Source organism: Roseibium sp. FZY0029 (assembly GCF_036350355.1).
Classification (GTDB): Bacteria; Pseudomonadota; Alphaproteobacteria; order Rhizobiales; family Stappiaceae; genus Roseibium.
Map to the genome: position 1 here is coordinate 498,697 of NZ_JAZDVZ010000005.1, position 25,309 is coordinate 524,005.

Below are 25,309 nucleotides of genomic sequence, written 5' to 3' on the forward strand. Positions count from 1 at the left end.
GGACAGAACCTCGCGCTTTGCCGCGGCCTGTCCACCTTTTCAGGTCGCGCTCCTGACGGTAGACCTGTCAATGTACTTGTTTTGTTCTTATCATTTCTGTAAAAGCGATTCAATCAGGCATCGTAACCGAAGCGGCTTTGGCCAAGATATCGAATATGCCTCACTGGAAGCTCCGCCCGAAACTGCTATATCGGGGCAACAGACATCAGCTTTAATGGAACATCTCTAACGCATGCGCGGGTATCAATCGGCATCACGCGCCGCGTGCGGTCAGGAAGAACGACGATGAAGACAGCCAAGGGATCGCAGTCGGAAGAAGCCTGGAAGGCAGACCCCACCCGGGTCATCAGCATACGCGGCGCGCGGGAGCACAACCTGAAGGGTGTCGACCTGGATCTGCCTCGCGACAAGCTAATTGTGATGACCGGCTTGTCGGGGTCCGGGAAATCGTCTCTCGCCTTCGACACCATCTATGCCGAAGGTCAGCGCCGGTATGTGGAAAGCCTCTCGGCCTACGCACGTCAGTTTCTGGAAATGATGCAGAAACCGGATGTCGACCAGATCGATGGCCTGTCTCCGGCAATCTCCATTGAACAGAAGACTACATCTCGTAATCCGCGCTCCACCGTTGGAACGGTTACGGAGATCTACGACTACATGCGCCTTCTGTTTGCGCGTGTCGGGATCCCCTATTCGCCGGCGACGGGCCTGCCGATTGAAAGCCAGACTGTCAGCCAGATGGTCGACCGCGTTCTGGAACTGGAAGAAGGCGCACGCCTCTATCTGCTGGCTCCAATGGTTCGAGGCCGCAAGGGGGAGTACCGCAAGGAACTTGCCGAGCTGATGAAGAAGGGCTTCCAGCGCGTCAAGATCGACGGCACCTTCCACGAGATTTCCGAAGCCCCTGCCCTCGACAAGAAGTTCAAGCACGACATCGATGTCGTCGTCGATCGCATTGTCGTCCGGGACGACATTTCCGGCAGGCTTGCCGACTCCCTGGAAACAGCGCTGAAACTTGCCGACGGCATTGCGATTGCCGAATTCGCCGACAAGACGGACGAGAACGGCAATCCGGAGCGGATGATCTTTTCCGAAAAATTCGCCTGCCCCGTTTCCGGTTTCACAATTTCAGAAATCGAGCCGCGCCTGTTCTCGTTCAACAATCCTTTTGGGGCCTGCCCAACCTGTGACGGTCTGGGAACGACGCTTGCGTTCGAGGAAGACCTGGTGGTGCCCGACCACTCACTGTCGCTGCGCGAAGGGGCTGTGCTGCCGTGGGCCAAGACCGGGTCGACGTCTCCTTATTATGCGCAGACGCTTGAAGCCCTGTGCAGCCACTTCAAGGTTTCCATGGCGACCCCGTGGAAAGATCTTCCTTCCGAGGTTCGTGACGCAATCTTGCACGGTACCGGCAATGCGAAGATTGAATTCGTTTACGACGACGGTGTTCGCAGCTACCGGACTGAAAAGACCTTCGAAGGTGTCATCGGCAACATCGAACGGCGCTGGCGCGAGACGGAATCGACCTGGGTTCGCGAGGAGCTTGCCAGGTTCCAGTCAGATCACGCCTGCCCGGCCTGTAACGGCTTCCGCTTGAAGCCCGAAGCGCTTGCCGTGAAGATTGCCGGCAAGCATATCGGACAGATCACCGAACATTCCATCCGCGATGCGAGCAAGTGGTTCGAAGCTCTTCCCGAGCAGCTGAATGAAAAACAGACAGAAATCGCCGGCCGCATTCTGAAGGAAATCCGCGAGAGGCTGAAATTCCTGAACGATGTCGGACTTGAATATCTGACGCTGTCACGGTCTTCCGGCACTCTTTCAGGCGGTGAAAGCCAGCGTATCCGTCTCGCATCGCAGATCGGATCGGGGCTTACCGGCGTTCTTTACGTGCTGGACGAACCCTCGATCGGCCTTCATCAACGAGACAACGCCCGCCTTTTGGAGACGCTCAAGCATCTGCGCGATCTCGGCAACACGGTGATTGTCGTTGAACACGATGAAGATGCCGTTCTGACGGCTGATTATGTGGTAGATGTGGGACCTGGAGCCGGTGTGCATGGCGGCCAGATTGTCGCCAAGGGCACGCCTTCCGAAATCATGGCCAATCCCAACTCGCTGACAGGCCAGTACCTGTCCGGAGTGAAAATGGTGTCGTGCAACGACGAGCGCCGGAAAATCAATAAGAAACGGAAGATTTCCGTCCGGGGAGCCCGAGGCAACAACCTCAAGGACATCGATGTCGACGTGCCGCTCGGCACCTTCACCTGTGTCACCGGCGTTTCCGGAGGTGGCAAATCCACGTTTCTGATCGACACGCTTTATAAGGCTGCTGCCCGCCGCCTTAACGGCGCAAGGGACAACCCTGCCCCGCATGATCGTATCGAAGGCCTGGAGGTTCTCGACAAGGTCATCGACATCGACCAGTCGCCGATCGGACGGACGCCCAGGTCCAACCCGGCAACCTACACCGGAGCCTTCACCCCGATCCGCGAGTGGTTCGCCGGAATGCCGGAAGCCAAGGCCAGAGGCTATCAGCCCGGACGGTTTTCCTTCAACGTGAAGGGTGGCCGCTGCGAAGCCTGTCAGGGCGATGGCGTCATCAAGATCGAGATGCACTTCCTGCCGGATGTCTACGTCACGTGCGACGTCTGTAAAGGCAAGAGGTACAACCGGGAAACGCTCGAGGTCGAGTTCAAGGGCAAGTCGATTGCCGATGTGCTGGATATGACTGTGGATGAAGCCGCTGTCTTCTTTTCCGCGGTTCCAGCCGTGCGCGACAAGATGGAGACCCTGGCACGTGTCGGTCTTGGCTACATCAAGGTTGGCCAGCAGGCGACAACGCTTTCGGGCGGGGAAGCGCAGCGGGTAAAGCTGGCCAAGGAGCTCTCGAAGCGTTCGACAGGCCGGACGCTGTACATCCTGGACGAGCCGACGACTGGTCTTCACTTCCATGACGTCGCCAAACTTCTGGAAGTGCTGCATGAGCTTGTCGACCAGGGAAACACTGTGCTGGTGATCGAGCACAACCTGGAAGTCATCAAGACGGCAGACTGGATTATCGACCTCGGCCCGGAAGGTGGTGACGGCGGCGGAACGGTGGTTGCGACCGGGCGCCCGGAAGACGTGGCTGAGGTATCGGAAAGCTACACAGGCCAATTCCTGCAGGAGCTGCTGCAAAGGCGGCCACAAAGGGCAAACGACGCCGCCGAATAAGCCTTAACCACTCTTTGGTTACGCGACGTTGGGCCTGTGTGCGATGCACACAGGCCTTTTTCATATGTTTTTCTGAATGTTGCCCGAATCATCCTTGTTTGATTGGCGCAAGCTTTGCTGCATTGCATCAAACGCATGTCAGGCATGCAGAGATGGCACTTCTTTTATTTCGTGTGGTGAAATATATCATTTCTCAACAACGGCGCGGAACGCACACGCGTTTCGATAATTAAGGAATAAGAAGATGTTTGACACCGTGCGCCAAAAGTACAGCAACTGGGTAAGCTACCGCCGTGCGGTTGACGAATTGTCCCGTCTTTCGGCCCGTGAGCTTGCCGACCTCGGCATCTGCCGCAGCGACATCAAGTTTGTCGCCCGTCGCCAGATTGGCTGAATGAAATAAAGAGATCGCGTCCCTAGGCATCCTCCTCCCAGCCGACGGGCGTGTGACACGCAGGGCATCCTCCTCCCAGCCCTGTCACGTCGAAACGTCGCCCGCCAGCACCTCCTCCCGCTGGCGGGCGTTCGTTTTTCTGGAGCGCAGTCCCGGTAGCTGCTCCTCAAGTAGACCTTCACACCGGTATTTTCCAAAAATTCCACTTCTCTGTCGGCAAGCCGCCGGTTTGCTTATCATGTCCGCTTGAGCTTGAAACCAGGCGAAGCTGCTTCGTCCAGTTACGCAGTTCTTCCTTTCGCGGACGTTCGTGTGACCGACGTGAGAGCGTAAGGCATTAAAGACCCCCTTGCGTTACACGGAATATGGAGATCGCAGTTCCAGCCGCGCCTTGTGTGAGATGCGCAGTCGCTCGAGATAATCCTTAAAAGACAGAATCGTTCGTCGCGCCGAATACGCCTATCAAGCCCGAACGGTTTGTACCGCTGCCAACGGCGCAATCCGGCATCCGCAGGCTCTCGAATCCCGTTCCGAATGTATCTCGTCTTGCCAAAGTTCGGACTGAGGTTCGGGTATGAGCTCCTCCGGCCGATCCCCCGCTGGAATGGTTTGACGGAACCAAGGCCTTCTCGCATGTGCGAACAGGAAATCATGACAGCTATGCGACAGGCGCGGGTGTTACAGGCATTTCAACCCTTTTAAGACTTCCTTAATCTGCATTTTTTGCATACCAGCTTCGCGATTTCCCCTCTACCTCGCACTGCACAAAGCACCTATTTTCCAGCCTGTAAGAGATGAACGGGCCAGACGCCGATCCGCGGTGCCATGGCCATGAGATAGCGAAAGGCCTAAACCATGATCGATACTGTTGTTCGCAAATTCAATAACTGGAAACGCTTCCGTCAGACCTATGACGAGCTGTCCAACCTGTCCAACCGCGAACTGGACGACTTGGGCATTGCCCGCGCCGACATTGCTCGCTACGCGCGCATGTCTGCAAAATAATAAAGTTTCGCGGTCAGACGGTATCCTCCTCCCAACCTGAAGACCGCATATCCACGCTTTATGCGTGGAACTCCAAAAGCGCCTGCCGGTACCTCCTCCCACCGGCGGGCGTTTTTTTGTTTTTGGGCCAGGCTCCCGCCGTTGACGAAGGGAGCTACCGGTATGGTGGCCTTGCAGAGATTGCGGTTTTCGGGCTTTGCCTGTAATCAGGTCGGCAAAGAAATTGTCCGGGTTCGCCATTCCGCAAGACGGCAACGATAGGTGGCCGGATCAAGTCCCAGGGACACAAAATGACCCCCATTCATATCATAGGCGGCGGCCTTGCCGGTTCAGAGGCTGCCTGGCAGATTGCACAAGCAGGTTTGCCCGTCGTTCTTCATGAAATGCGCCCGGTCCGTAAAACGGACGCCCATCAGACCGATGGACTGGCAGAACTTGTCTGCTCGAATTCCTTCCGCTCGGACGACTCGGAGCAAAACGCAGTCGGTCTGATTCACCATGAACTGCGCCAGCTCGGTTCGCTTATCATGTCCTGTGCGGACGCTCATCAGGTGCCTGCAGGCAGTGCCCTTGCCGTGGATCGGGACGGGTTTTCCAATGCGGTCACGTCGACCCTGGAGAAACACCCGAATGTGACGATCTCGCGCGAGGAAGTTGCCGGGTTGCCGCCGAAAGACTGGGACAAGGTGATCATCGCAACAGGTCCGCTGACTTCCCCAGCACTTTCTGAAGCCATCCTGGAGAAAAGCGGTGAAGACGCTCTTGCGTTTTTTGACGCCATCGCACCGATTGTGCATTTCGAGAGCGTTGACCTTTCGAAGGCCTGGTTTCAATCCCGATATGACAAGGTAGGCCCTGGAGGAACAGGCAAGGACTATCTGAATTGCCCGCTGGACAGGGATCAATACGAAGCCTTCATCGATGCCCTTCTTGCGGGCGAGACTGCCGATTTTAAGGAGTGGGAAGAAAACACACCTTACTTTGACGGGTGCCTTCCGATTGAAGTCATGGCCGCACGCGGCCGGGAAACACTTCGTCATGGACCGATGAAACCCATGGGGTTGACCAACGCGCATAATCCGGCCGTGAAAGCGTATGCCGTGGTGCAGCTTCGCCAGGACAACGCACTCGGCACGCTTTACAACATGGTCGGGTTCCAGACGAAGCTCAAATATGGCGCCCAGGCTGACATCTTCCGCATGATTCCAGGCCTGGAGAATGCGCAATTTGCCCGCCTTGGCGGATTACACCGCAATACCTTCCTGAACTCGCCGAAGGTTCTCGACGGAACGCTTCGCCTAAAGGCCGACCCTCGGCTACGGTTTGCCGGTCAGATCACTGGCTGTGAAGGGTATGTGGAATCGGCAAGCGTCGGCTGCCTTGCCGGTCTATTTGCCGTCCTGGAGGCGCGTGGTCAGGACATCGTTCCGCCGCCGGCGACGACTGCCATGGGAGCGTTGCTCGGTCATATTACCGGTGGACATATCACGCGGGACGAAGGCGCGGGCAAACCGGGATCCTTCCAGCCGATGAATGTCAATTTCGGCCTGTTTCCCGAGGTGGATGCGCCAAACAAGGATGAGAGCGGCAAGCGGTTGAAAGGCAAGGATAAAAGCCGAGCCAAGAAGCTGGCCATGACCAACCGGGCCAAGGTCGATTTCGCCAACTGGCAGACTACCCTTGGCCTTGTAAGACACGCGGCAGAATAAGACGAGATGGATTGACCTGCGAAAAGGCGGTGCCTGACGGCGTCTGCTTCAGACCATCCAAAGACAGGCGCTTTTCTGACTGAGAAGCGCCTGTTCGAATTTCTGAAAATCACTCCACCCGGATCAGATGGCCTTCAGGACGTTGCCGGAGGCACGCCAGAGTATCCACTGCCGCCTGAGCTGAGACAGTTCCGCGACCTCCTTCAACGGGTCCAGGCTGTCCTGTTCCAGCTTTTTCAGGAATGGCTCCACAAGAACAAGCGGTAGAAACGCTGACTGACAGGCGGTGGGGACTTCCTCGGCCACCTGGCGAACGCGGCCGAGATGATGGCGAACGTGGCCCCTTATTTCGGCAAGAACCGCGCGGAGTTCCGGTGTCGTCTCGCCGCGGAAGACGCTCTCGGTGTCAAGATTATGCCGTTCGCAAACATCCTTCGGCAGATACATCTGTTGTCTGGAGGCGTGCCAGGGCAGCGCACGCATCAGTCCGGTCAAGGCATATGCTACACCCGCGTGCCCCGCAGCCGTTGCGGTGCCTGGATCCTTGCCATCGTTCAGAACAAGGCAGGCAAGCTGGATCAGACCGGAAACGGTCTCTCCTGCGTATCCTTCCAGATCGTTGAGGGATGGCATCTGATCGTTGTAGAGATCGAAGACCCGCGCATCCGCCATGGCCAAAAGGCTTTGTTTGGGCAACGCGTATCGTTCGATTGTCTGAAGCAAGGCGTTGGCAACCGGATTGGAGGCAACAGCGCCATGTTCCGTGCCTTCCAGCAAATCCCGCCACCATTGGAGCCGCACTTCACCCGGAAGCGGTTCGGAAACCAGTTCGCGAACGCGGGCAATCTCGGCGCTGTACGCATAGAGTGCCATCAAACCGTCGCGATGCGTTTCAGGCGCAAGCAACGCGCTGAGATAGCGGTCCTTGTCGAATTGACGGACCACATTGGCGGCATGATCAAAATCTGTCGTCATGGAGCCCGCTAGCCTTTGAGGAGCGTCAGTCGACGGCGATCAGTGCGGCGGCGACAGCCCGGTCTTCCGACAGGAGAACATTGAACGTGCGCAATGCCGCTCCGGTCGACATGGGGTCGGACAATATTCCCGCCTCGCGAAACAAGGTTTTCAGGTCCGCAGGCAAGGGCTGCAATTCCTTGCCGGTTCCAACCAGAAGCACTTCGATATCTGCCTGTTCCTCCAGAACCTTCTGGAAGGCTTCAGGAGAAAAGGCAGACTCATCATTCACGTCCCAGCCGTAAATGCCGCTCGGAACACACATCAGCGATCCGCGATGCGACATACCTGCGAACCGGAATCCGCCATTGCCATAGGCTTCAAGCGGCGCCCGGCCGGGAAAGTGTGCGTCGCGGATTTCCATCGTCCCGTCCTTAAGCCGACGCTTTCGCGTTTGGATCCTTCTCGCCATCTTCATCGTTGGGAGACATGGCCTCCGCACGGAGATTGAACAGGATCAGGAACGGAGCGGCCAGGAAGATCGACGAATAGGTGCCGATCACGATACCGAAGATCATCGCAAGCGTGAACGACTGGATAACCTCACCCCCGAAGATGTAGAGCGCAAAAAGTGCCAGCAGCGTCGTCAGCGATGTCATGGTCGTTCGAGACAGCGTCTCGTTGATCGACATGTCGAGCACCTCCGTCAGCGGCCGTTTCTTGTATTTGCGCAGATTTTCGCGAATACGGTCATAGACGACCACGGTGTCGTTGAGGGAATACCCGATGATGGTCAGCACGGCAGCGATACTCGACAACGAGAAATCGAGCTGCAACAGCACGAACAGGCCGATGGTGATGACCACGTCGTTTGCCGTCGTCAGGATGGCCCCGACTGCGAACTGCCACTCGAACCGGAACCAGATGTAAAACAGGATCGCCAGCAAGGAGGCCGCAACCGCGATTGCGCCCGCCTGGGCAAGTTCCCCGGAAACACGCGGGCCCACAACTTCAACGCGGCGGAAATCTACTTCCTGCCCTTCGAAGATGGTCCGCACCTTGCCGACAACGGCCTGCTGCGCAAGTTCGCCGCCGGGCTGTTCTTCGACGCGGATCAGAATGTCGTCCGACCCGCCAAATTCCTGCACCTGGACATCGCCCAGATTCAGGGACGACAGATCGGAACGGATCGAAGCGACATCGGCAGGACCATCGGTCTTGATTTCGATGATGGTGCCGCCCTTGAAGTCGATGCCGTAGTTCAGGCCGACCGTGAAGAAGGCCGTGATCGAGGCGATCACCAGGACGATGGACAGCGGAAAGCTGACTTTCCGCAGCCACATGAATTTGATTTTCGTGTTGTCCGGAACAATTCTCAGCAACATTTGAAAGTCTCCCGGATCAAATCGGCAATTTCGACGGACGACGGCGACGGAGCCAAAGGGCAACCAGCAACCGGCTGAACGTGAAAGCCGAGAACACAGTGGTGAAGATGCCGATGGCCAATGTCACGGCGAAGCCCTTAACCGGCCCCGAACCGAGCTGGAACAGGATCACGGCTGCGATCAGGGTCGTGATGTTGGCATCCAGGATGGTGCCGAGTGCGCGGCTGAAGCCGGCATCGACGGCCGAGATGGCGGACCTCCCTGCCCTTGCTTCTTCGCGAATGCGCTCAAAGATAAGCACGTTCGCATCCACCGCCATACCGATCGTCAGAACGATACCGGCGATGCCGGGCAAGGTCAGTGTCGCCTGAAGCAGCGTCAGCGCTCCGAAGATCAGGAAGATGTTCACCATCAGGGCAATGTCGGCGATGACGCCGAAGCGGCCATACGCGAGGATCATGAAGACGATCACCAGACCGCCGCCGATCACCGACGCCAGCTTGCCTGCCTCAATGGAGTCCGCACCCAGGCCCGGGCCGATGGAACGTTCCTCGATAACCGTCAACTTGGCCGGCAGCGCACCTGCACGCAGAAGCACGGCAAGGTCGTTGGCGCCGTCCACCGTGAAGTTCCCGGAAATCTGGCCGGAACCACCCGTGATGGGTTCCCGAATGACCGGCGCGGAAATGACTTCCTCGTCGAGCACGATCGCGAACGGACGGTTGACGTTCTGCTGCGTGATCTGAGCGAACTTGCGTGCACCGGACTGGTTGAAGCGGAAGTTCACGACCGGTTCGTTGGTGCGCGAGTCGAAGCTGACCTGCGCATCGACAAGATCTTCGCCAGATAGAAGCGGCGCTTCTTCAAGCAGGTAAGGAATGGGCGGATCGTCCACAGACATCATGATAACCGTGCCCGCAGGCGGACGGTTCTGAAGTGCCTGTTCCCCGGACATGGACGTGTCGACCATGTGGAACGTGAGCTGCGCGGTCTGGCCAACGAGATCCTTCAGGCGTTCCGGATCGTCTTCACCGGGCGCTTCGACAAGAATCCGGTCAGCACCCTGGCGCTGAATGCTGGGTTCGGTGGTGCCGATTTCGTCAACACGTCGCCGGATCACCTCGATGGACTGCTGGACGATGTTCGTCATGCGGTCTTCCAGGCCCTGCTCGGAATAGGAAAACCGGATCAACCCGTCTTCCGTGGCGGTCATGTCGAACTCATTGACCGCCTGTCCGCCAAAGACGCTGGAGACCAGCGGGTTGACGAGAGGCTGCAGACGTTCCTGTGCATCCGCCAGCCGGGTCAGATCGCGAATGCGAACCTGCGCGGCATCTCCCTGAACTCCAAGCCCGGTATACCCGATGCGCGGATCTTCGCGCAGCGTTGTCCGGATGTCGCCGACAAGCGCTCTCATGCGCTTCTGGATGTAATCCTGCTTGTCGATTTCATAGAGCAGATAAGCACCGCCCTGAAGGTCGAGACCGAGAACCATCTGGTTCTTCGGCAGGAAGTCCGGCCAGCTTTCAAGTTGTTTTTGGGAGAAGAAATTCGGCAGCGTGGTCAGGATGCCAGCGGCAACCACAAGCACGATAAGCGCGATTTTCCAGCGTGCGAAATAGAGCATGGTCAAGCCTTAAATGCAGCCAGGCCGATATGAAACCGGCCCGGCGGTATCATCGAAGCGGCGGGGATCGCGTTACGCGTTGTCCTTGGCCGGTTCGGTTTTGGAACGCACTTCCTGCACCATGGAGCGGACAAGGCGAACCTTGACCCCCTCAGACAGTTCAACCTGCACTTCACCGTCGTCGACGACCTTGGACACCTTGCCGATCAGGCCGCCGGTGGTCACGACAGTGTCGCCGCGGCGGAGGTTGGCGACCATTTCCTGATGCTTCTTCATGCGCTGGCGCTGCGGGCGGATGATCAGGAAATACATGATTGCGAAGATTGCCACGAAAGGCAGGATCTGGATCAAGAAACCGGAAGCGCCGGCCGGACCGGCTGCCTGCGCATAGGCTGGGGTGATAAACATTCACTTCTCCTAGGTGACGTTTTCATAACCAACGACCCTTCTCGTGGGTCTTCGGCAAAAACGCTCTCATTCTGGTGGCGCGGACTATAACTGTGGCGCGCCTCATTTCAAGCTTTGCAAGCAGTTTCCAGCGTACCGGTATGGGAATAACTGACGTTTTCGCGTCTCCCGCACCATGTTAATCCTGCCACCACTTAATTCAGGGCCTCACATGGGCCTTTTTGATAGGGCTTGCAAGAAGAATGAACGCTGAAAACGACCTCTCCGCATTAAATGCCAAACTCGATTCCCTGATCGACCTGATTGCACGTGCGGTGCCGGCCCTTCCCGGCAAACCCGATTTTTCAGCCGCTGACGCCTTTGTCTGGTCGCCGGATCCGGGAGAACTGGTTCCGGTGCAAAAGGTCAACCGCGTCGATATCACGCTGCTGTGCGCGGTTTCCCACGTTCGCGATCTTCTGCTCGACAACACCCGCCGATTTGCCATGGGCCTTCCTGCCAACAATGCGTTGCTGTGGGGCGCCAGAGGCATGGGGAAGTCGTCACTGGTCAAGGCGGCGCACGCGGCGATTGCAGCTGAAAACGCATCCGCCGAGCTGAAACTTATTGAAATTCATCGAGAAGATATCGAGTCTCTGCCGAAACTCATGAACCTGATCCGCGATGCTTCGTGCCGGTTCATCGTCTTCTGCGACGATCTGAGCTTCGACAATGACGACACTTCCTATAAGTCGCTCAAAGCCGTGCTTGAGGGAGGGATCGAAGGCCGGCCGGACAACGTCATCTTCTATGCCACGTCGAACCGCCGCCATCTTCTGCCTCGAGACATGATCGAGAACGAGCGCTCTACGGCAATCAATCCTGCCGAAGCCGTTGAGGAAAAGGTCTCCCTGTCAGATCGCTTTGGTCTCTGGCTTGGCTTCCACAAGTGCAGCCAGGACGATTACCTCGATATGGTGCGTGGCTATGCCGCACACTTTGACCTCAAAATCGAAGCTGAAGAGCTAAGGGCAAAGGCGCTCGAATGGGCGACGACGCGGGGCAGCCGGTCCGGCCGTGTCGCGTACCAATTCATCCAGGATCTTGCAGGTCGGCTCGGCAAGGCGATTTCCTGATACAACAAAGCCCGGCACAAGGGCCGGGCTGATTAACGTTGCGTGAGGTCATTTACGTTGTTGCGCCTCAGATCTGATCCGGCGGGACGAATGGTCCGACCGGATTTGAACTTGAAAAGCGTCAGCGACGCGGCAGGTATTTCAGTGGATCGACCGGCTTGTTGCCCTGACGCAGTTCAAAATGGAGCTGCGGCTGGTTGACTGACCCGGTGGCCCCGGCAAGCGCAACCACATCACCACGGCGGATGGTGTCCCCCCGTTTGACCTTCAGTTCGCTGTTATGGGCGTAGGCAGAAACCCAGCCGTCATCGTGACGAACGAGGATCAGGTTGCCATAACCCTTCAATTCGTTACCGGAATAGATCACGGATCCATCGTCGGCAGCGTGCACGGGTGTTCCTTCCGGTACAGCGAGATTCACACCTTCGTTCTTGCCACCGCCTGGTTTCGCACCGAAGTCGGAGATGATGCGGCCGCGAACAGGCCACCTGAACTTGGCATCGGCACCATCGTCGTCCTGAACGTTAGCGACGACAGTCGGCGTCTTGATCGGTGCCGTCGGCTTGGCTTCCTGGGTAAGGGCAGGTTGCGGCAGCTTGGTCTTCTCAACGGTTCCTGATGGAGCTGCAGAAACCGCCTGCGTACCGGAGGATGTCGCTGCCGGTTGACGGCGCGGTGTCGGCACGCTGGAAGACGTATTGGAGGAAATGGAGGCCGTCGTCAGCGAATGTTCAGACCCGCCAGGCTTGCGCTTCGGCAACGTGCTGACGTGAATGACATCCACCTTGCCTTGACTGATGTCGGCAAAGGTCGGCTGCTGACCGTTTTTGCTGTCGGGCCGCGGCATGTTTCCGACAGACGTCGGCACCGAACCGGTGACAACGTTATCGTTTCGCCCGGCCGTCGGCAGTTTCACCCTGCCGTTTTCACCTTCAGTCGTGCTCGTTGAGCCATTGCGTTCGGCATAGACGTAAGTCGGAATGATAATGCTCTGACCCGGTTGTACCTTTGCCGGATCTTCAATGCCATTGACCGCAACGATCGCCTGGATAGGGACACCATACCGGCGCGCCATCGAATTGATGGAGTCACCCTGGCGCATCTGAACCCGCGTTCCGCCAGCAGACGTCCACCCTTTCCAGCTTCTTGCGGCACCAGACGCTGCCACGACTTCAGGGGCTGGCTGTGTCGCAACCGGCGCAGTCCGGACCGGCGCAGATCGCTGCGCGGTCGTTACCGGGGCTGGCAACGGCGCTGACTGAACCGTAGGTGCTCTATTCGGAATGGACCCGGTTGTTACCGGTTGAGACGCCCCCTGCGGGAGACCGGCAACGGTCCCTCCAGGACCATTTACGATATCCTGATAAGTCGGCTGCTTCTGGCCGCCGTTGAGAATGTCCCGCTGATTCTGGGTATTGCCCGTATAATAGGGTGGTTCACCAAATCGCTCGACCGCGCCGGAACATCCTGCGAGAGCAACTGCTACCAGCGACACTGTCGCCACCTTGCCCATCAGATCCCTGCGGAGGGTACGCATCCGCTTCATCATCGCCTTAACTCTAACCGCTGACTATGGCTGTTATGGTTAAGAGTAGACGGCAGTAAGGTTTATAAAGGCTAAAGACCGGCTGGGCTTGTGGTGAAAAACCGCGATTTTTCAGTATTTAAGAGAGCCGGAAAGCCAGCAATCGCGCCGTTTATAGTAAATTTGGACGAAAAAATGGACGAACGAGCTCTAGGCATGCGTGACGCCAAGAATCGGTGAGAAACACCGGCCTAGAGCTTCTTGGCGATTCCCGGCTGCAACATGACCGTCCGAACCATCATCAGCGTTTCCGCAGTCACGACACTCTCGGTTTTCTGGAACTTGATAAGCGATTGCGCCTGTTTGGCCTTTCCAACAGGAGCCACCAGAACGCCCCCCGGTTTCAATTGCTGCAGCCAGACGTCGGGGATTTCTTCAACGGCTGCATTGACGACGATCCGGTCATAGGGACCGTTCTGACGAAACTTGCTCAAACCGTCGGCCTGGCGAACCTTCACGTTTGTCAGTTTCAGGGCTTCAAACCTGCGAGCTGCCAGATCGGTCAAGGTCGCGAATCTGTCCAGTGTTTCGACCTGCGCAGCAAGATGGGACATGACGGCCGCCTGATAGCCAGACCCAGTCCCGATTTCCAGAACGGTGTGACTGGAAGTGATCGCGAGTGCCTGAACCGTGAAGGCAACAATGGATGGCGCTGAAACAATCTGCCCGCATTCGATCGGCAGCATCGCGTCTTCATAGGCAAGACTGTGATGGCGCGCGGACAGGAAAAGACGCCGGGGCACGCGCTCTATTGCAGCCAGAACATCCCTCGCCCCGACACCACGCTGCCGCAATGCCAGAACCAACGCTGCGCGGGCTTCCGCCTCATCCGGCAAAGCGGACGCCATCGCCCTGTTATCCTTGCCGGGCAAATGACCGGCCATGAACCGTTCCCCCTAGGGTTACCCCAACGCCTCCGCCAGGTGTGTCACCAGATCGTGGGCTGTTAAATCTATGCGTAGCGGCGAAACGGAAACATATCCATCCGCAATCGCATGCAAATCGGAATTATCAAGCACCGATTTGCCGCGATCCTGAAAACGCAGCCAGTAATAGGGATAGCCGCGACCGTCCTTGCGTTCGTCGATCGAAAGACCGCTCTGCTCATGATGGCCCTGCACGGTGACCTTGACGCCCTTTACGTCCTCGGCAGCACAGGCCGGGAAATTGACGTTGAGAAGCGAGTATTGCGGGAGCTTGAAGTCAATCAGCTTCCGGAAGAGGTCCGGCGCGTGCGTTTCCGCCGTGGAATAATCAGGTTCGGCACGAACATCCCAGTTGTAGGCCTGCGACACGGCAATGGACCTGATCCCGAGAATCGCCCCTTCGATAGCGCCCGCCACAGTCCCCGAATAGGTCACATCCTCTGCAAGGTTCTGGCCCCGGTTGATGCCTGAAAGCACGAGATCCGGCAGAGCGGGAAGCACCTTGCGCACTCCCATGATCACACAGTCGGTCGGCGTTCCTTTGAGGGCGTAGTGCCGATCATCTATCTTTCGAAGGCGCAATGGGTCGCTGAGGGTCAATGAATGAGCGACACCGCTCTGGTCCGTTTCGGGAGCAATCACCCAGACATCGTCAGACAGGGTCCGGGCAATGTTTTCCAGTACGGTCAATCCCGCGGACTGAATGCCGTCGTCATTGGTGATGAGGATACGCATCTAGATGTTGCTCCGTTTTCCCGCGCGCGCTCCCGTCCTGAGATTCGAAGAGCCGACCAATGAAGATGGACGGCAATCTTGTGCGGGTGCCGTCCAAACCTGAAAATTTTCGGCGGAATGACGCGACCGTGGGCCAAGACGTCTGATCTGGGAAAACTGTTAGGTCCCCTTCCCGCCGATGTCATTCAGCCGATTTTTTCCAACCCGCCCATGTAAGGCCGCAGAACATCGGGAACGGTTATCGACCCGTCACCGTTCTGATAATTTTCCAGAACCGCAATCAGGGCCCGGCCAACAGCGATGCCGGATCCGTTGAGCGTATGCACGTGAACCGGCTGTTTGGAGTCTGCCGGGCGGAACCTTGCGTTCATGCGACGTGCCTGAAAATCACCGCAAACGGAGCAGGACGAAATTTCGCGATAGGTATCCTGTCCGGGCAGCCAGACCTCGATGTCATAGGTCTTGCGCGCACCGAAACCCATGTCGCCGCTGCACAAGGTCATCACGCGGTAGTGGAGACCGAGCTTCTGCAGAACTTTTTCCGCGCAACCCAGCATGCGTTCCAGTTCGTTGAGCGACTCTTCCGGCTTGGTCACGGAGACGAGTTCGCACTTCTGGAACTGGTGCTGGCGCAGCATTCCGCGCGTATCACGACCAGCCGATCCGGCCTCGGAACGGAAACAATAGGTCAATGCAGTGACACGCAGAGGCAGTTGATCTTCCGGGAGGATCTCGCCGGCAACCAGGTTGGTCAGAGGAATTTCGGCCGTCGGGATCAGGTAGTGATCCGTGGTGGTCTTGAAAAGGTCTTCCTCGAACTTCGGCAATTGCCCGGTGCCGTAGAGCGGCTCGCTATGAACCAGAAGCGGCGGAGAAACCTCGGTGTAGCCGTTTTCCTGGGTGTGCAGATCAATCATGAACTGGCCAAGCGCACGTTCGAGCCGGGCAATCTGTCCCTTGAGAACCACGAAGCGCGATCCGGACAGCTTCGCGGCAGCGGCAAAATCCATGCCGCCCAGGTCTTCGCCCAGCTCGTAATGTTCTTTCGGCGCTTCGTTGAAGGTGAAGACCGGTTTTTCACCGTGCATCTTCAGCAGCACATTGTCGGTTTCATCCTCGCCCACCGGCACATCGTCATGCGGCAAGTTCGGGATGACGGCCATGGCTGCTTCCAGATCGGCAATGAGCTTGCGCTCTTCTTCCTCGCCCGACTGAATGAACGCCTTGATCTGTGCGACTTCGTCAATCAGCTCCTGAGCACGCGCATCATCGCCGGAACCCTTGGCCTTGCCGATTTCCTTGGAGGCGGCATTGCGCCGTTCCTGGGCTTCCTGAAGCTTGGTGATATGGGAACGGCGGGAATCGTCCAGCGCGATCAGTTTGGCCGCGGAGGCCTCATAACCCCGTTTGGCCAAGGCCTGGTCAAAGGCGGCTGCGTTTTCCCGTATCCATCTAATATCAAACATCTTCGCTTCCCGAACGACGGTCGTTTCAATCCATTCCGTCGGTCAATCCGGGAAGCGTTACGGCCAGGGCGTCAGGCAGCAGCGTCTTCGGCTTCGCGTTGAGCCTCCCTTTCGGCACGCTGGCGCTCCACCAGTTTGACGGACAGAATGGAGACTTCGTAGAGAAGCAGCGTTGGCAGCGCAAGACCGATCTGCGAGATCGGGTCGGGTGGTGTTAAAATTGCTGCAGCGGCAAAGGCGCCAACAATGGCGTATTTGCGTTTATGCCGAAGCGTTTCCGCGCTGACCAGACCGGCCCTGCCAAGCAGGGTCAGCACCACCGGAAGCTGGAACACAAGGCCGAAGGCGAAAATCAGGATCATGATCAGGCCAAGGTATTCGCTCACCTTGGCCAGGTGCTGAATGGCAACCTTGCCCGTGCCGGCAGCCTGTTCCTGAGACAGGAAGAAGCCCATCGCCATTGGCATGACGAGGAAATAGACGAGACAGGCCCCGATCAGGAAAAGCACCGGCGTCGCAACAAGAAACGGCAGAAACGCGCCGCGCTCGTGCTTGTAGAGACCAGGGGCCACGAACATGTAGATCTGGCTGGCCACCACCGGAAACGCCAGAAAAAGCGCGCCGAACAGGGCCAGCTTCAACTGGGTGAAGAACCACTCCTGCGGCGCGGTGAAGATCATCTCCACCGGATGACCGTCACCGGCCGCCCGCAGGTAAGGTACGGTCAGGATGTTGTAGATATCCGTGGCGAAGTAGAAGCAGATAACGAACATCACGAGAATCGCGCCGATTGACCACATCAGCCGTTGGCGCAATTCGATCAGGTGTTCGATCAGTGGCGCCTTCGAGGCGTCAATTTCGTCCTGGCTCATGCCTTTACATCTTCCGTCACCGGCGCGGTTTTCGGCGTGGCCTCGGGTTCAGCCCTGGCTGACTCGGTCGAGGGCGCCTTGTCCGCATTTGCGCTATCTGCCGGCGGCGACGCCGGTGCACCGGCAGCCTCTTTCGGCTTGTCGGCTTTTTTTGTCGCGTCTTCTTCGATGGATTTCTTCAGATCACCCAGCGGATTGAAGTTGGCCGCCGATTCGACCTGCTTCTTCATGTCCGCAATATCGGCCTGCTGTTCGGCCTCACGCAGCGCGTCGTTGAAGGTCGACTGGAACTCACGCGAAAGTTTTCGCATTTTACCAATCGTCTGGCCAAGCGTGCGCAGCATGCGCGGCAAATCTTTTGGCCCCACGACGATGATCGCCACACAGGCGATCACCAAAAGTTCGGTCCACCCGATATCGAACATGAGATGTATCGTCCCTTAAGGAGACGCGATGCAGATTAAGATCAGCTCGCTTTTGTCTGATCTTCAGCGTTCACGGACGATGCCGTTTCGCTGTTCTTGTGGTCGATGGTCTTCGGAGCGTCGGCTACGTCGTCTTCGGCCATGCCTTTTTTGAAGCTTTTGATTCCCTTCGCGACATCACCCATGAGATCGGAAATCTTGCCACGTCCGAACAGCAGAACAACGACCACTGCAATGATCAAGATCTGCCAAATACTAATGCCCATACGCCAAACTCCTGATAATCGGCTTTAAAAGCCATAAGGCCCTTCTTACAAAAACGGCCCACTCCCTGCAACATGCCAGTCTATTTGTTTTCGATCACCTAGACAGAAGGTTAAGTTGCCCTCCCACTAGACTTGGGACTGTACACGCGGAAAAACAAGCACGTCTTTCGGATCAGTCGTGACGGCAACGTCCATTCCGCGTTCCCAGGGGCTCCCCGCACGAACCCTTGCCTGAAGGGGATGATTGAGCCCGTCTATAGCAATAGACAACAAATCGACCTCGCCGACGAATCGTTTCGAACGAATTCTTCCCGGAACGCCGCATAAACCCGCATTATTCAGAATAATGCCCTGCGGGCGCACACAAACGTCCACCTTTTGCCCGGTGGATAAGCCATCCGAGGCCAGCACGCCCACCGGCGTTTCGACCCCCGCCGACGTCACAACACCTTCGAGCTGGTTCAATTCGGAGAAGAACCTGGCGGCAAAAAGATCTACAGGCGCCTTGTAGAGGTCCGCTGCCGTTCCATGTTGCACCAGACGTCCTTGCCGCATCAGGGCGATCCTGTCACCCATGCGCATCGCTTCTTCCGGATCGTGGGTCACAATGATGCACGTCGCACGGGTTTCGCGAATAACCGCCAGCGTTTCATCGCGCACATTGTCCCGCAGCCGCTTGTCGAGTCCGGAAAAAGGTTCGTCCATCAGGAGAATTCCAGGCCGGGGTACAAGCGCGCGCGCCAGCGCGACACGCTGCTGCTCGCCGCCGGACAGCGCATGCGGATAGTCAGACGCATAATCGGCCAGACCGACGCGTCCGAGCGCACTCAAGGCCGCAGTCTGGGCTTCGCGCTTCGGCATGTTGGTGAGGCCAAACATGACATTTGCCAGGATGCTCATGTGCGGAAAGAGCGCGTAGTCCTGGAACATCAATCCAACGCCACGTTTTTCGGGCGGCAGGAACAGTGCATCGCCGGCAATTTCCCGGCCATTGATCAGAACCCTTCCCTTGCTCTGACGCTCAACGCCTGCGGCAATGCGCATCAAAGTGGTCTTGCCACAGCCGGAATGTCCGAGAAGACACAGGATCTCGCCCGGTGCAATGGACAGGCTGAGGTCCTGAACAGACGTGACACCATCGTAGTCGTGAGACACGTTCTCAAAGACGAGGCCGGCCGCAATTGTTGCACCGGCGGTTCCGGGTGCACCCCAGCTCAGCGGATGGCCGCTGCCGTTGGTTGAAGTCGGCTTCTTGCGATCAGGCATCAGGATCCGGCGGTCTCGTCCGCTTCATCATCGTCAAACAGAGACCCGTCTTCTAGAGGATCCTCGTCTTCCGTCAATGCGGTATCGTCATTGGGCGTCGGCACGAGGAACGAGGCCGGCACAGCGCTGTCCAGCAGTCCTGCTCCCTTCAGTTCCTCCAGACCCGGCAGGTCCCTGACGTTCTCCAGACCGAAATGGATCAGGAACTGATCGGTCGTCCCGTATGTGACGGGGCGGCCCGGTGTTCTGCGGCGTCCACGCATTCGGATCCAGGTCGTTTCAAGCAAAACGTCAAGCGTTCCCTTGGACGTGGACACGCCCCGGATCTCTTCAATCTCGGCGCGTGTGACCGGCTGGTGATAGGCAATGATTGCCAGTGTTTCGAGAGCAGCGCGCGACAATTTGCGCTGCTCTTCCACGTTCCGATGCATCAAATATGCAAGATCCTCGGCGGTCCGAAAACACCATTTGCCGGCAACCTTCACCAGATTGACGCCTCTCGGCGCATAGGTGACCTGCAACTCCTCCAGAAGGGTCAGCACATCGGTGCCTTCTGGCAGACGTAAAGTCAGCTCTTCAAGGGAAAGAGGCTCGGACGACGCAAACAGCAGCGCTTCGACCATGCGCAAGCCTGATGGATCCATCGGCTTTGGGCCGACAGCAGGCTCCTCTTCGTCTTCCTGTAAAAGATCGAATTCAGACGCCATGATCCGGCTCCTTTATGACGGCGCGGATATAGACCGGCGAGAAGGGCTCGCCCTGGCGGATTTCAACCTGTCCTTCCCGCACCATCTCCAGACTGGCGCTGAAGGTGCTTGCGACAATCGTCGCCCAATCCTTGTTGTCGTAAAGATAGTCGCGCAAATAAGCGTTCATCGGCGCCCATTCGCCGATCCGTCCGACAAGCTTGGTGAGCAACTCGCGCGCCTCCTGCAACGACCAGACAGTCCTGCGCAAGACGCGCACAGAAGTTACGGATTGCCGCTGGCGCTGCGTGGCGTATGCAGACAGCAGGTCGTAGATGGAGGCGTCCCAGATGCTTTTGTGCTGCACCGACATGGTTTCAGGTTCACCGCGATGGAAAACGTCCCTGCCCTGCCTGTTGCGCGTCAGGAGCCTCTCTGAAACCTCACGCATCGCCTCCAGGCGCCGAAGACGGAAAGCGAGGGCCGCAGCAAGTTCCTCACCGGTCGGTTCGTCATCGTTCTTCTGCTCGGGCAGCAACAGTTTGGATTTCAGGAAGGCAAGCCATGCGGCCATGACCAGATAATCTGCGGCCAGTTCCAGTCTCATCCTGCGGGCTTCGGCCACGAAGGACAGATATTGTTCGACGAGTTCGAGAATGGAGATACGCGCAAGGTCGACCTTTTGCGTTCGCGCCAGGCCCAGCAGTAGATCAAGAGGGCCTTCGAATCCTTCCACATCGACAACAAGCTGCGGATCGGAACTGGCCCGTTCTTCCGGAGTGCTGACAGAACTGAGGAGATCGAAGGAGCCGTCTTCCTGTCTCGTCGTGCTGTTTTCCATTTCCGCCATTGCCGCTCCGGTCAAACGCCCTGCCAACCGGTCAAGGTGTGAAATTCTTCAAAGGCCGCGAGCCTGTCAAATTCCAGATCGGGAACCTGGATACCGCTCAAGGCCTTCTCGCATCGCCGCATGGCTTCCCCCGCAAGCTCGGGAACAACCTTCGCGACTGCGATCATCTCATCCATATCACCATTGCAGTGCAAAACGATGTCACACCCCGCCTCGATGATCTTGCCGGACCGATCCTCAAAACTGCCTCCGAGCGCCTTCATGGAGATATCATCACTCATCAGGCAACCGTCGAATCCGATCTCGCCCCTGATGATCTCCTGAATGACTTTCGCGCTCTGCGTCCCTGCTGTGTCCGGATCTATCCCTTCGTACACAATATGGGCTGTCATCCCCAATGACACGTCAGAAAGCGCCTTGAACGGCCGGAAATCGACGCTTTCCAAAGAAGAAATGGCAGCTTCGACACGGGGAAGCTCCAGATGGCTGTCGACACGTGCGCGGCCATGACCGGGAATATGTTTGATCACCGGCAGAACGCCGCCTGCCAGAGACCCTTCCGCCATCGCCTTGCCCAGGGTTGCCACCACTTCAGGGTCTTGCGAAAACGCCCTGTCGCCAATGGCATCGACAGTGTCAGGAAACCTGACATCAAGACACGGCAGGCAATCAACGGTGATGCCGACGTGGTAGAGATCATCGGCGATCAGGCGTCCGGCAAGCCAGGCAGCCCTTTGTCCTGCTGCTGCGTCCTGGTCGTACAGATCGCCATATGTTTTCGGTGCGGGATACTTGGGCCAGTGGGGCGGTTTCAACCGCTGCACCCTTCCTCCTTCCTGATCCACAAGAACAGGAGCATCCTCGCGGCCGACGGCTTCCCGGAATGCTGCGGTGAGCTCCCTGACCTGCTGCGGCGTATCAATGTTGCGCGCGAACAGGATCAGTCCCCAGGGGTCTTCCTGCCGAAAAAAATCGATTTCGGATCTTGTCAGGGTCAGTCCGGCACATCCGGATACGAAGGCTTTGGTCATGGATCCGGCTTAGCCGCAGCGCCGGGACCCGTCAAGAAATGCAAGCATCGCCCCTTGCGCGCTTGTCACGATCTTGCAATCTAGACGGCCATGTCCCCAGATCTGATTGGAGCCCCCATGCGCGCGCGTCTCGACATACCGGCCGGCACCCTGCACCGTTTTTCCCATAGATCTGAAATTCTTGGAAGAAACAGGCTGGGCGATACGGCGACGCGTGAGATCCACGTCTATACGCCGCATGGTCACGACGGCAGCGGGTTGCCGCTTTTGGTGGATATCGTCGGCTTTACCGCCGGTGGTCCGGCGCATACCAACTGGAAGAATTTCGGGGAGAATGTTCCCGAACGGCTCGACAGGCTCATTCATGACGGCCAGATGCCGCCTGTCGCCGTCGCCTTTCCCGACTGTTTCACGCGCCTTGGCGGAAATCAGTATATCGACAGTGACGCCATGGGGCCCTGGGCAACCTGGCTGACAACCGAAATGCTGGAGGATGTCGAGGGTCGCTTCAAGTGTGGCGGCGCCGGCAAACGCGGTATCTTCGGCAAGTCATCCGGCGGCTATGGTGCGATTATTCAAGCCATGAAACACGCCGACGTCTGGTCCGCCGCAGCCTGCCATTCCGGGGACATGGCATTTGAGCTGTGCTACCTGCCTGAAATGCCGAGCGCGTTGAGAGCGATCGCCAAGGCCGGCTCGATCGAAGCTTTTGTCAGGGATTTCGAAAAGGGACCGAAATATCCGGGCAATTCACTGCACGACCTGATGACCTTTGCGATGGCGGCAACCTACGATCCCGATCCAGACCCGGAAGTCTTTTGCGGTATCCGGCTGCCGGTCGACCCGGAAACCTGTGAGGTGATTGACGAGCGCTGGAACGCCTGGCTGAAATGGGACCCGGTGCAGATCGTTGATGATCACATCGATGCGCTGAAATCCCTGAAAGGACTCTGGATCGAGTGCGGTGATGTGGACCAGTACAACCTTGTTTATGGCGCTCGGCGCCTCCACCGGAAACTGACCGACGCCGGTGTTGACCACGTCTATCAGGAGTTCAGCGACAATCATTCGTCGGTAGACTATCGGATGGATGAAAGCCTGCCGTTTCTGGCGGAAAAACTCAGTAACTGAGGGAATGAAAGCGACCAGGCCCCTCAGAGCCTGGTCCGAAAAAGTCTAAGAGCGCCGTTGTCGTGGTTTCTGTCATGACCGAGCGCCCTTAACAGGTGTCATCCGCTCGAAAGCGGCGGCCCAGTAACCTCATGAGTTTGCTTTTTAAGCTTGGCTTACCTTGTGGAGTTCTGGTTTCGCGGGAATGACAAAGGCAGTCGAAGCAGTTGGCCTGGGGCACGACTTTCGGGCCACTCAGGAGGCTTGGCGGATTTTGCGAAACGGATTCGGCAAAGTGAGAACCGCTCCACCGGCGATGATAAGCACAGCACCAAGTACCGCGATGCGCGTTGGTATTTCGCCCCAGACCGCAAAACCGAACGCAGCGGAAAGTAATACGGTGCCGTAGTAGACCGGTGCCAACGTGGCCGCCCCTGCTCGCCTGTAAGCGGAGATGTTCAGCGACTGGCCAACGATTGCCAGCGGTCCCATCCAGGCGAACAAAAGCAGGTTCTGCCAGGCAATACCATCCTTGACGATCAGCCACAGCACCGGTCCGCTCAACAGAATGGCAGCGAAAACATTCACATAGGCCAGTATGGTGATGGTATCTTCACGTTGTGCGATATAGCGCATGATCAGGGCTTCACAGGCCATGAAGATGGCTCCCAGAAGAGCCGTGACGACGCCTGTAAGAGCGAGGTCGTCATAACCTGCGCCCGTTTCTGCCGACCGAACCACAAGATACGCGCCAGCGGCGCACAACACACCTGCGACCCAGTGACGGCCCGTTATCACTTCCTTGAGGATCAGACCAGCCAAAACGATAGCGATGATGCCTTTTGTCAGGCCGATCGCTGTTGCATCCGCCAGCGGCAACACGCTGGCGGCATAGATCGAACAGGCAAGCCCGCCAACGCCGCAGAAGGAGCGCATGAGATGGAGTTTCCAGAGCGGGCTTAAACGCGTGAAAACCGGAACCCGCTTGACGGTCGCAACACTCACGATTGTTGCAGCCCCGCCCAGGAATCGAAGCCATACCAGCACAGCAACCGGCAGCAACCCTCCTGACAACTTGCCGGCGGCAAAGATCGGCGTGAAGGCAGTCATGCCGGCAAGTGCCAGCGCCAGAGCGAGCAAGGTGTTTTCCGGACGGTGATAGATTGAGTTCTGCGACATCGATCGGATCCAGGTAATTTCGGTCTAGTCTTATCACCGACGCGTCGCCAGGATCAGTCCTGAAATTCCAATAACGGGTATGCGGAAACGCATTGCATTGTCGTCAGGTCTGTAGATTGGTATAACCCTCCCATGAACTGGGACGATCTGAAACTTGTCGATGCTGCTGCGCGCATGCGTTCGCTCTCGGGAGCAGCCAAGGCGCTGGACATCAGCCAACCGCAACTGAGCCGACGGCTGAAAAGCTTCGAAGACCGCATCGGTGCGCGGCTTTTCGACCGGACCCCTACCGGTCTGAAACCGACGGATGCCGGTGTGCGTCTCATCCCACTTGCGGAGGACATGCGCAAGAAAGCCGAGGCGGCGGCACGGATCCTGCCTGATCTATCGGGCTCGGCGTTGAAGGTTGTGCGGGTCGCCGTGGACGAAGTTCGCGCGCGCGTCCTGACTGACCGGTTCGACGTGCTTGCCAGTTTGCTTGACGGTGTGGAACTGGAACTGATCTCGAGCCATCAGCATGTCAATCATCAGTCACGCAGTATCGAACTTCAGATCCGCAACTGCCTGCCGGAAACCGACACGTTGATTGCCCGGAAAATCGGTGAGTTAGCCTATGCGGTCTATGGTTCAACCGATTATGTTGCAAACCATCCGGCAGCCAGAACCGTTGACCGCTACAAGCTGTGCGCCTGGCTCGGCTTTGCACCGGACGACCTATGGTATCCGGCTCAAATGCGCTGGCTGGAAACCCGGCTGCCGCAAATGCCCACACTGCGCTCTAACACCATGACCACGCTCATGAACATGACAGCGTCAGGTGCCGGACTGTGTCTTCTGCCGGTTTTCATGGGAGACAGCAATCGCGAGCTGGTCAGACTAACCGAGCCGCTTCCGGAGCTCACGAACGTCGAGCATATCATCGTCCATCGGGATCTGCGCAGAGAGCCTGCCGTCCGCAAGGCGATGGATGCGATTGCTGAGGTCTTCCACCAGATGGGGCCGCAATTGCGTGGCACGCAGCTGGACAAACCTGTTGTCGCCGCAGAATGAAACGGCCGGGAAATCCCGGCCGTTTCTGAAATTTCTATTGCTGTTAACT

24 protein-coding genes are annotated in these 25,309 nt (G+C 57.6%); 7 read left to right on the top strand and 17 right to left on the bottom strand.

Annotated elements, in window-relative coordinates; translation table 11 throughout:
- The first annotated feature begins 285 nt into the window (after positions 1-285).
- The 4 genes from uvrA to trmFO all read left to right on the top strand — a co-directional run bounded on the left by uvrA (position 286) and on the right by trmFO (position 6,324).
- The gene (gene uvrA / locus V1T76_RS17045; RefSeq protein ID WP_330561843.1) at positions 286-3,216 is read left to right on the top strand and encodes an excinuclease ABC subunit UvrA; all 2,931 of its coding nucleotides are present in this window, start codon (positions 286-288) and stop codon (positions 3,214-3,216) included.
- Positions 3,217-3,460: 244 nt separating this feature from the next.
- Positions 3,461-3,610 carry a DUF1127 domain-containing protein gene (locus V1T76_RS17050; RefSeq protein WP_006933294.1) on the top strand — a complete coding sequence of 50 codons (150 nt, stop codon included), beginning with the start codon at positions 3,461-3,463 and terminating at the stop codon, positions 3,608-3,610.
- Between the two features lie 855 nt (positions 3,611-4,465).
- Positions 4,466-4,615, top strand: coding sequence for a DUF1127 domain-containing protein (locus V1T76_RS17055; protein ID WP_330561844.1), 150 nt, complete (start codon positions 4,466-4,468; stop codon positions 4,613-4,615).
- 290 nt (positions 4,616-4,905) lie between these two features.
- Positions 4,906-6,324, top strand: coding sequence for a methylenetetrahydrofolate--tRNA-(uracil(54)-C(5))-methyltransferase (FADH(2)-oxidizing) TrmFO (gene trmFO / locus V1T76_RS17060; protein WP_330561845.1), 1,419 nt, complete (start codon positions 4,906-4,908; stop codon positions 6,322-6,324).
- Between the two features lie 123 nt (positions 6,325-6,447).
- Here the strand turns inward: trmFO and V1T76_RS17065 are convergent, their stop codons facing one another.
- The 5 genes from V1T76_RS17065 to yajC all read right to left on the bottom strand — a co-directional run bounded on the left by V1T76_RS17065 (position 6,448) and on the right by yajC (position 10,698).
- On the bottom strand, positions 6,448-7,299 hold the full coding sequence (locus V1T76_RS17065) for a phytoene/squalene synthase family protein (protein ID WP_330561846.1): 852 nt from the start codon (positions 7,297-7,299) through the stop codon (positions 6,448-6,450).
- Positions 7,300-7,324: 25 nt separating this feature from the next.
- Complete coding sequence (locus V1T76_RS17070; protein ID WP_330561847.1) at positions 7,325-7,702, bottom strand: Mth938-like domain-containing protein; 378 nt, start codon at positions 7,700-7,702, stop codon at positions 7,325-7,327.
- A gap of 10 nt (positions 7,703-7,712) precedes the next feature.
- Complete coding sequence (secF, locus tag V1T76_RS17075; RefSeq protein ID WP_330561848.1) at positions 7,713-8,663, bottom strand: protein translocase subunit SecF; 951 nt, start codon at positions 8,661-8,663, stop codon at positions 7,713-7,715.
- A 16-nt stretch (positions 8,664-8,679) separates the two neighbouring features.
- Positions 8,680-10,290, bottom strand: coding sequence for a protein translocase subunit SecD (secD, locus tag V1T76_RS17080; protein ID WP_330561849.1), 1,611 nt, complete (start codon positions 10,288-10,290; stop codon positions 8,680-8,682).
- 72 nt (positions 10,291-10,362) lie between these two features.
- A complete protein-coding gene (yajC, locus tag V1T76_RS17085) occupies positions 10,363-10,698 on the bottom strand; it encodes a preprotein translocase subunit YajC (protein WP_330561850.1) in 336 nt (111 codons plus the stop codon).
- A 242-nt stretch (positions 10,699-10,940) separates the two neighbouring features.
- Between yajC and V1T76_RS17090 the strand changes: the two genes are divergently transcribed.
- Positions 10,941-11,813, top strand: coding sequence for an ATP-binding protein (locus tag V1T76_RS17090; RefSeq protein WP_330561851.1), 873 nt, complete (start codon positions 10,941-10,943; stop codon positions 11,811-11,813).
- Between the two features lie 121 nt (positions 11,814-11,934).
- Here V1T76_RS17090 and V1T76_RS17095 read toward each other — a convergent pair whose 3' ends face one another.
- The 11 genes from V1T76_RS17095 to nagZ all read right to left on the bottom strand — a co-directional run bounded on the left by V1T76_RS17095 (position 11,935) and on the right by nagZ (position 21,921).
- A complete protein-coding gene (locus tag V1T76_RS17095; RefSeq protein ID WP_330561852.1) occupies positions 11,935-13,350 on the bottom strand; it encodes a peptidoglycan DD-metalloendopeptidase family protein in 1,416 nt (471 codons plus the stop codon).
- A 239-nt stretch (positions 13,351-13,589) separates the two neighbouring features.
- Positions 13,590-14,282: a protein-L-isoaspartate(D-aspartate) O-methyltransferase gene (locus tag V1T76_RS17100; RefSeq protein WP_330561853.1), complete on the bottom strand. Its 693-nt coding sequence runs from the start codon at positions 14,280-14,282 to the stop codon at positions 13,590-13,592.
- A gap of 18 nt (positions 14,283-14,300) precedes the next feature.
- Positions 14,301-15,059 carry a 5'/3'-nucleotidase SurE gene (gene surE, locus V1T76_RS17105; protein ID WP_330561854.1) on the bottom strand — a complete coding sequence of 253 codons (759 nt, stop codon included), beginning with the start codon at positions 15,057-15,059 and terminating at the stop codon, positions 14,301-14,303.
- A gap of 185 nt (positions 15,060-15,244) precedes the next feature.
- Complete coding sequence (gene serS / locus V1T76_RS17110; RefSeq protein ID WP_330561855.1) at positions 15,245-16,525, bottom strand: serine--tRNA ligase; 1,281 nt, start codon at positions 16,523-16,525, stop codon at positions 15,245-15,247.
- 71 nt (positions 16,526-16,596) lie between these two features.
- Complete coding sequence (tatC, locus tag V1T76_RS17115; RefSeq protein ID WP_330561856.1) at positions 16,597-17,397, bottom strand: twin-arginine translocase subunit TatC; 801 nt, start codon at positions 17,395-17,397, stop codon at positions 16,597-16,599.
- The gene (locus tag V1T76_RS17120) at positions 17,394-17,780 is read right to left on the bottom strand and encodes a Sec-independent protein translocase protein TatB (protein ID WP_442970137.1); all 387 of its coding nucleotides are present in this window, start codon (positions 17,778-17,780) and stop codon (positions 17,394-17,396) included. The genes tatC and V1T76_RS17120 overlap by 4 nt, the downstream gene beginning before the upstream one ends.
- An 83-nt stretch (positions 17,781-17,863) precedes the next feature.
- A complete protein-coding gene (locus V1T76_RS17125) occupies positions 17,864-18,088 on the bottom strand; it encodes a twin-arginine translocase TatA/TatE family subunit (RefSeq protein WP_330561858.1) in 225 nt (74 codons plus the stop codon).
- Between the two features lie 126 nt (positions 18,089-18,214).
- Positions 18,215-19,354, bottom strand: a complete 1,140-nt coding sequence (locus V1T76_RS17130; RefSeq protein ID WP_330561859.1) for an ABC transporter ATP-binding protein — start codon at positions 19,352-19,354, stop codon at positions 18,215-18,217.
- Positions 19,354-20,061 carry an SMC-Scp complex subunit ScpB gene (gene scpB, locus V1T76_RS17135; RefSeq protein ID WP_330561860.1) on the bottom strand — a complete coding sequence of 236 codons (708 nt, stop codon included), beginning with the start codon at positions 20,059-20,061 and terminating at the stop codon, positions 19,354-19,356. Before scpB ends, V1T76_RS17130 begins: the two co-directional genes overlap by 1 nt.
- Positions 20,051-20,890, bottom strand: a complete 840-nt coding sequence (locus V1T76_RS17140; RefSeq protein WP_330561861.1) for a segregation and condensation protein A — start codon at positions 20,888-20,890, stop codon at positions 20,051-20,053. Before V1T76_RS17140 ends, scpB begins: the two co-directional genes overlap by 11 nt.
- An 11-nt stretch (positions 20,891-20,901) precedes the next feature.
- On the bottom strand, positions 20,902-21,921 hold the full coding sequence (nagZ, locus tag V1T76_RS17145) for a beta-N-acetylhexosaminidase (RefSeq protein ID WP_330561862.1): 1,020 nt from the start codon (positions 21,919-21,921) through the stop codon (positions 20,902-20,904).
- A 117-nt stretch (positions 21,922-22,038) separates the two neighbouring features.
- Here nagZ and V1T76_RS17150 point away from each other — a divergent pair, with 117 nt between their 5' ends.
- On the top strand, positions 22,039-23,052 hold the full coding sequence (locus tag V1T76_RS17150; RefSeq protein ID WP_330561863.1) for an alpha/beta hydrolase: 1,014 nt from the start codon (positions 22,039-22,041) through the stop codon (positions 23,050-23,052).
- Positions 23,053-23,286: 234 nt separating this feature from the next.
- On the opposite strand, the gene V1T76_RS17155 is transcribed toward V1T76_RS17150, so the two are convergent.
- Positions 23,287-24,210: a DMT family transporter gene (locus V1T76_RS17155; protein WP_330561864.1), complete on the bottom strand. Its 924-nt coding sequence runs from the start codon at positions 24,208-24,210 to the stop codon at positions 23,287-23,289.
- A gap of 132 nt (positions 24,211-24,342) precedes the next feature.
- On the opposite strand from V1T76_RS17155, the gene V1T76_RS17160 reads away from it, so the two are divergent.
- Positions 24,343-25,260, top strand: a complete 918-nt coding sequence (locus V1T76_RS17160) for a LysR family transcriptional regulator (protein ID WP_330561865.1) — start codon at positions 24,343-24,345, stop codon at positions 25,258-25,260.
- The last annotated feature ends 49 nt before the right edge of the window (positions 25,261-25,309 follow it).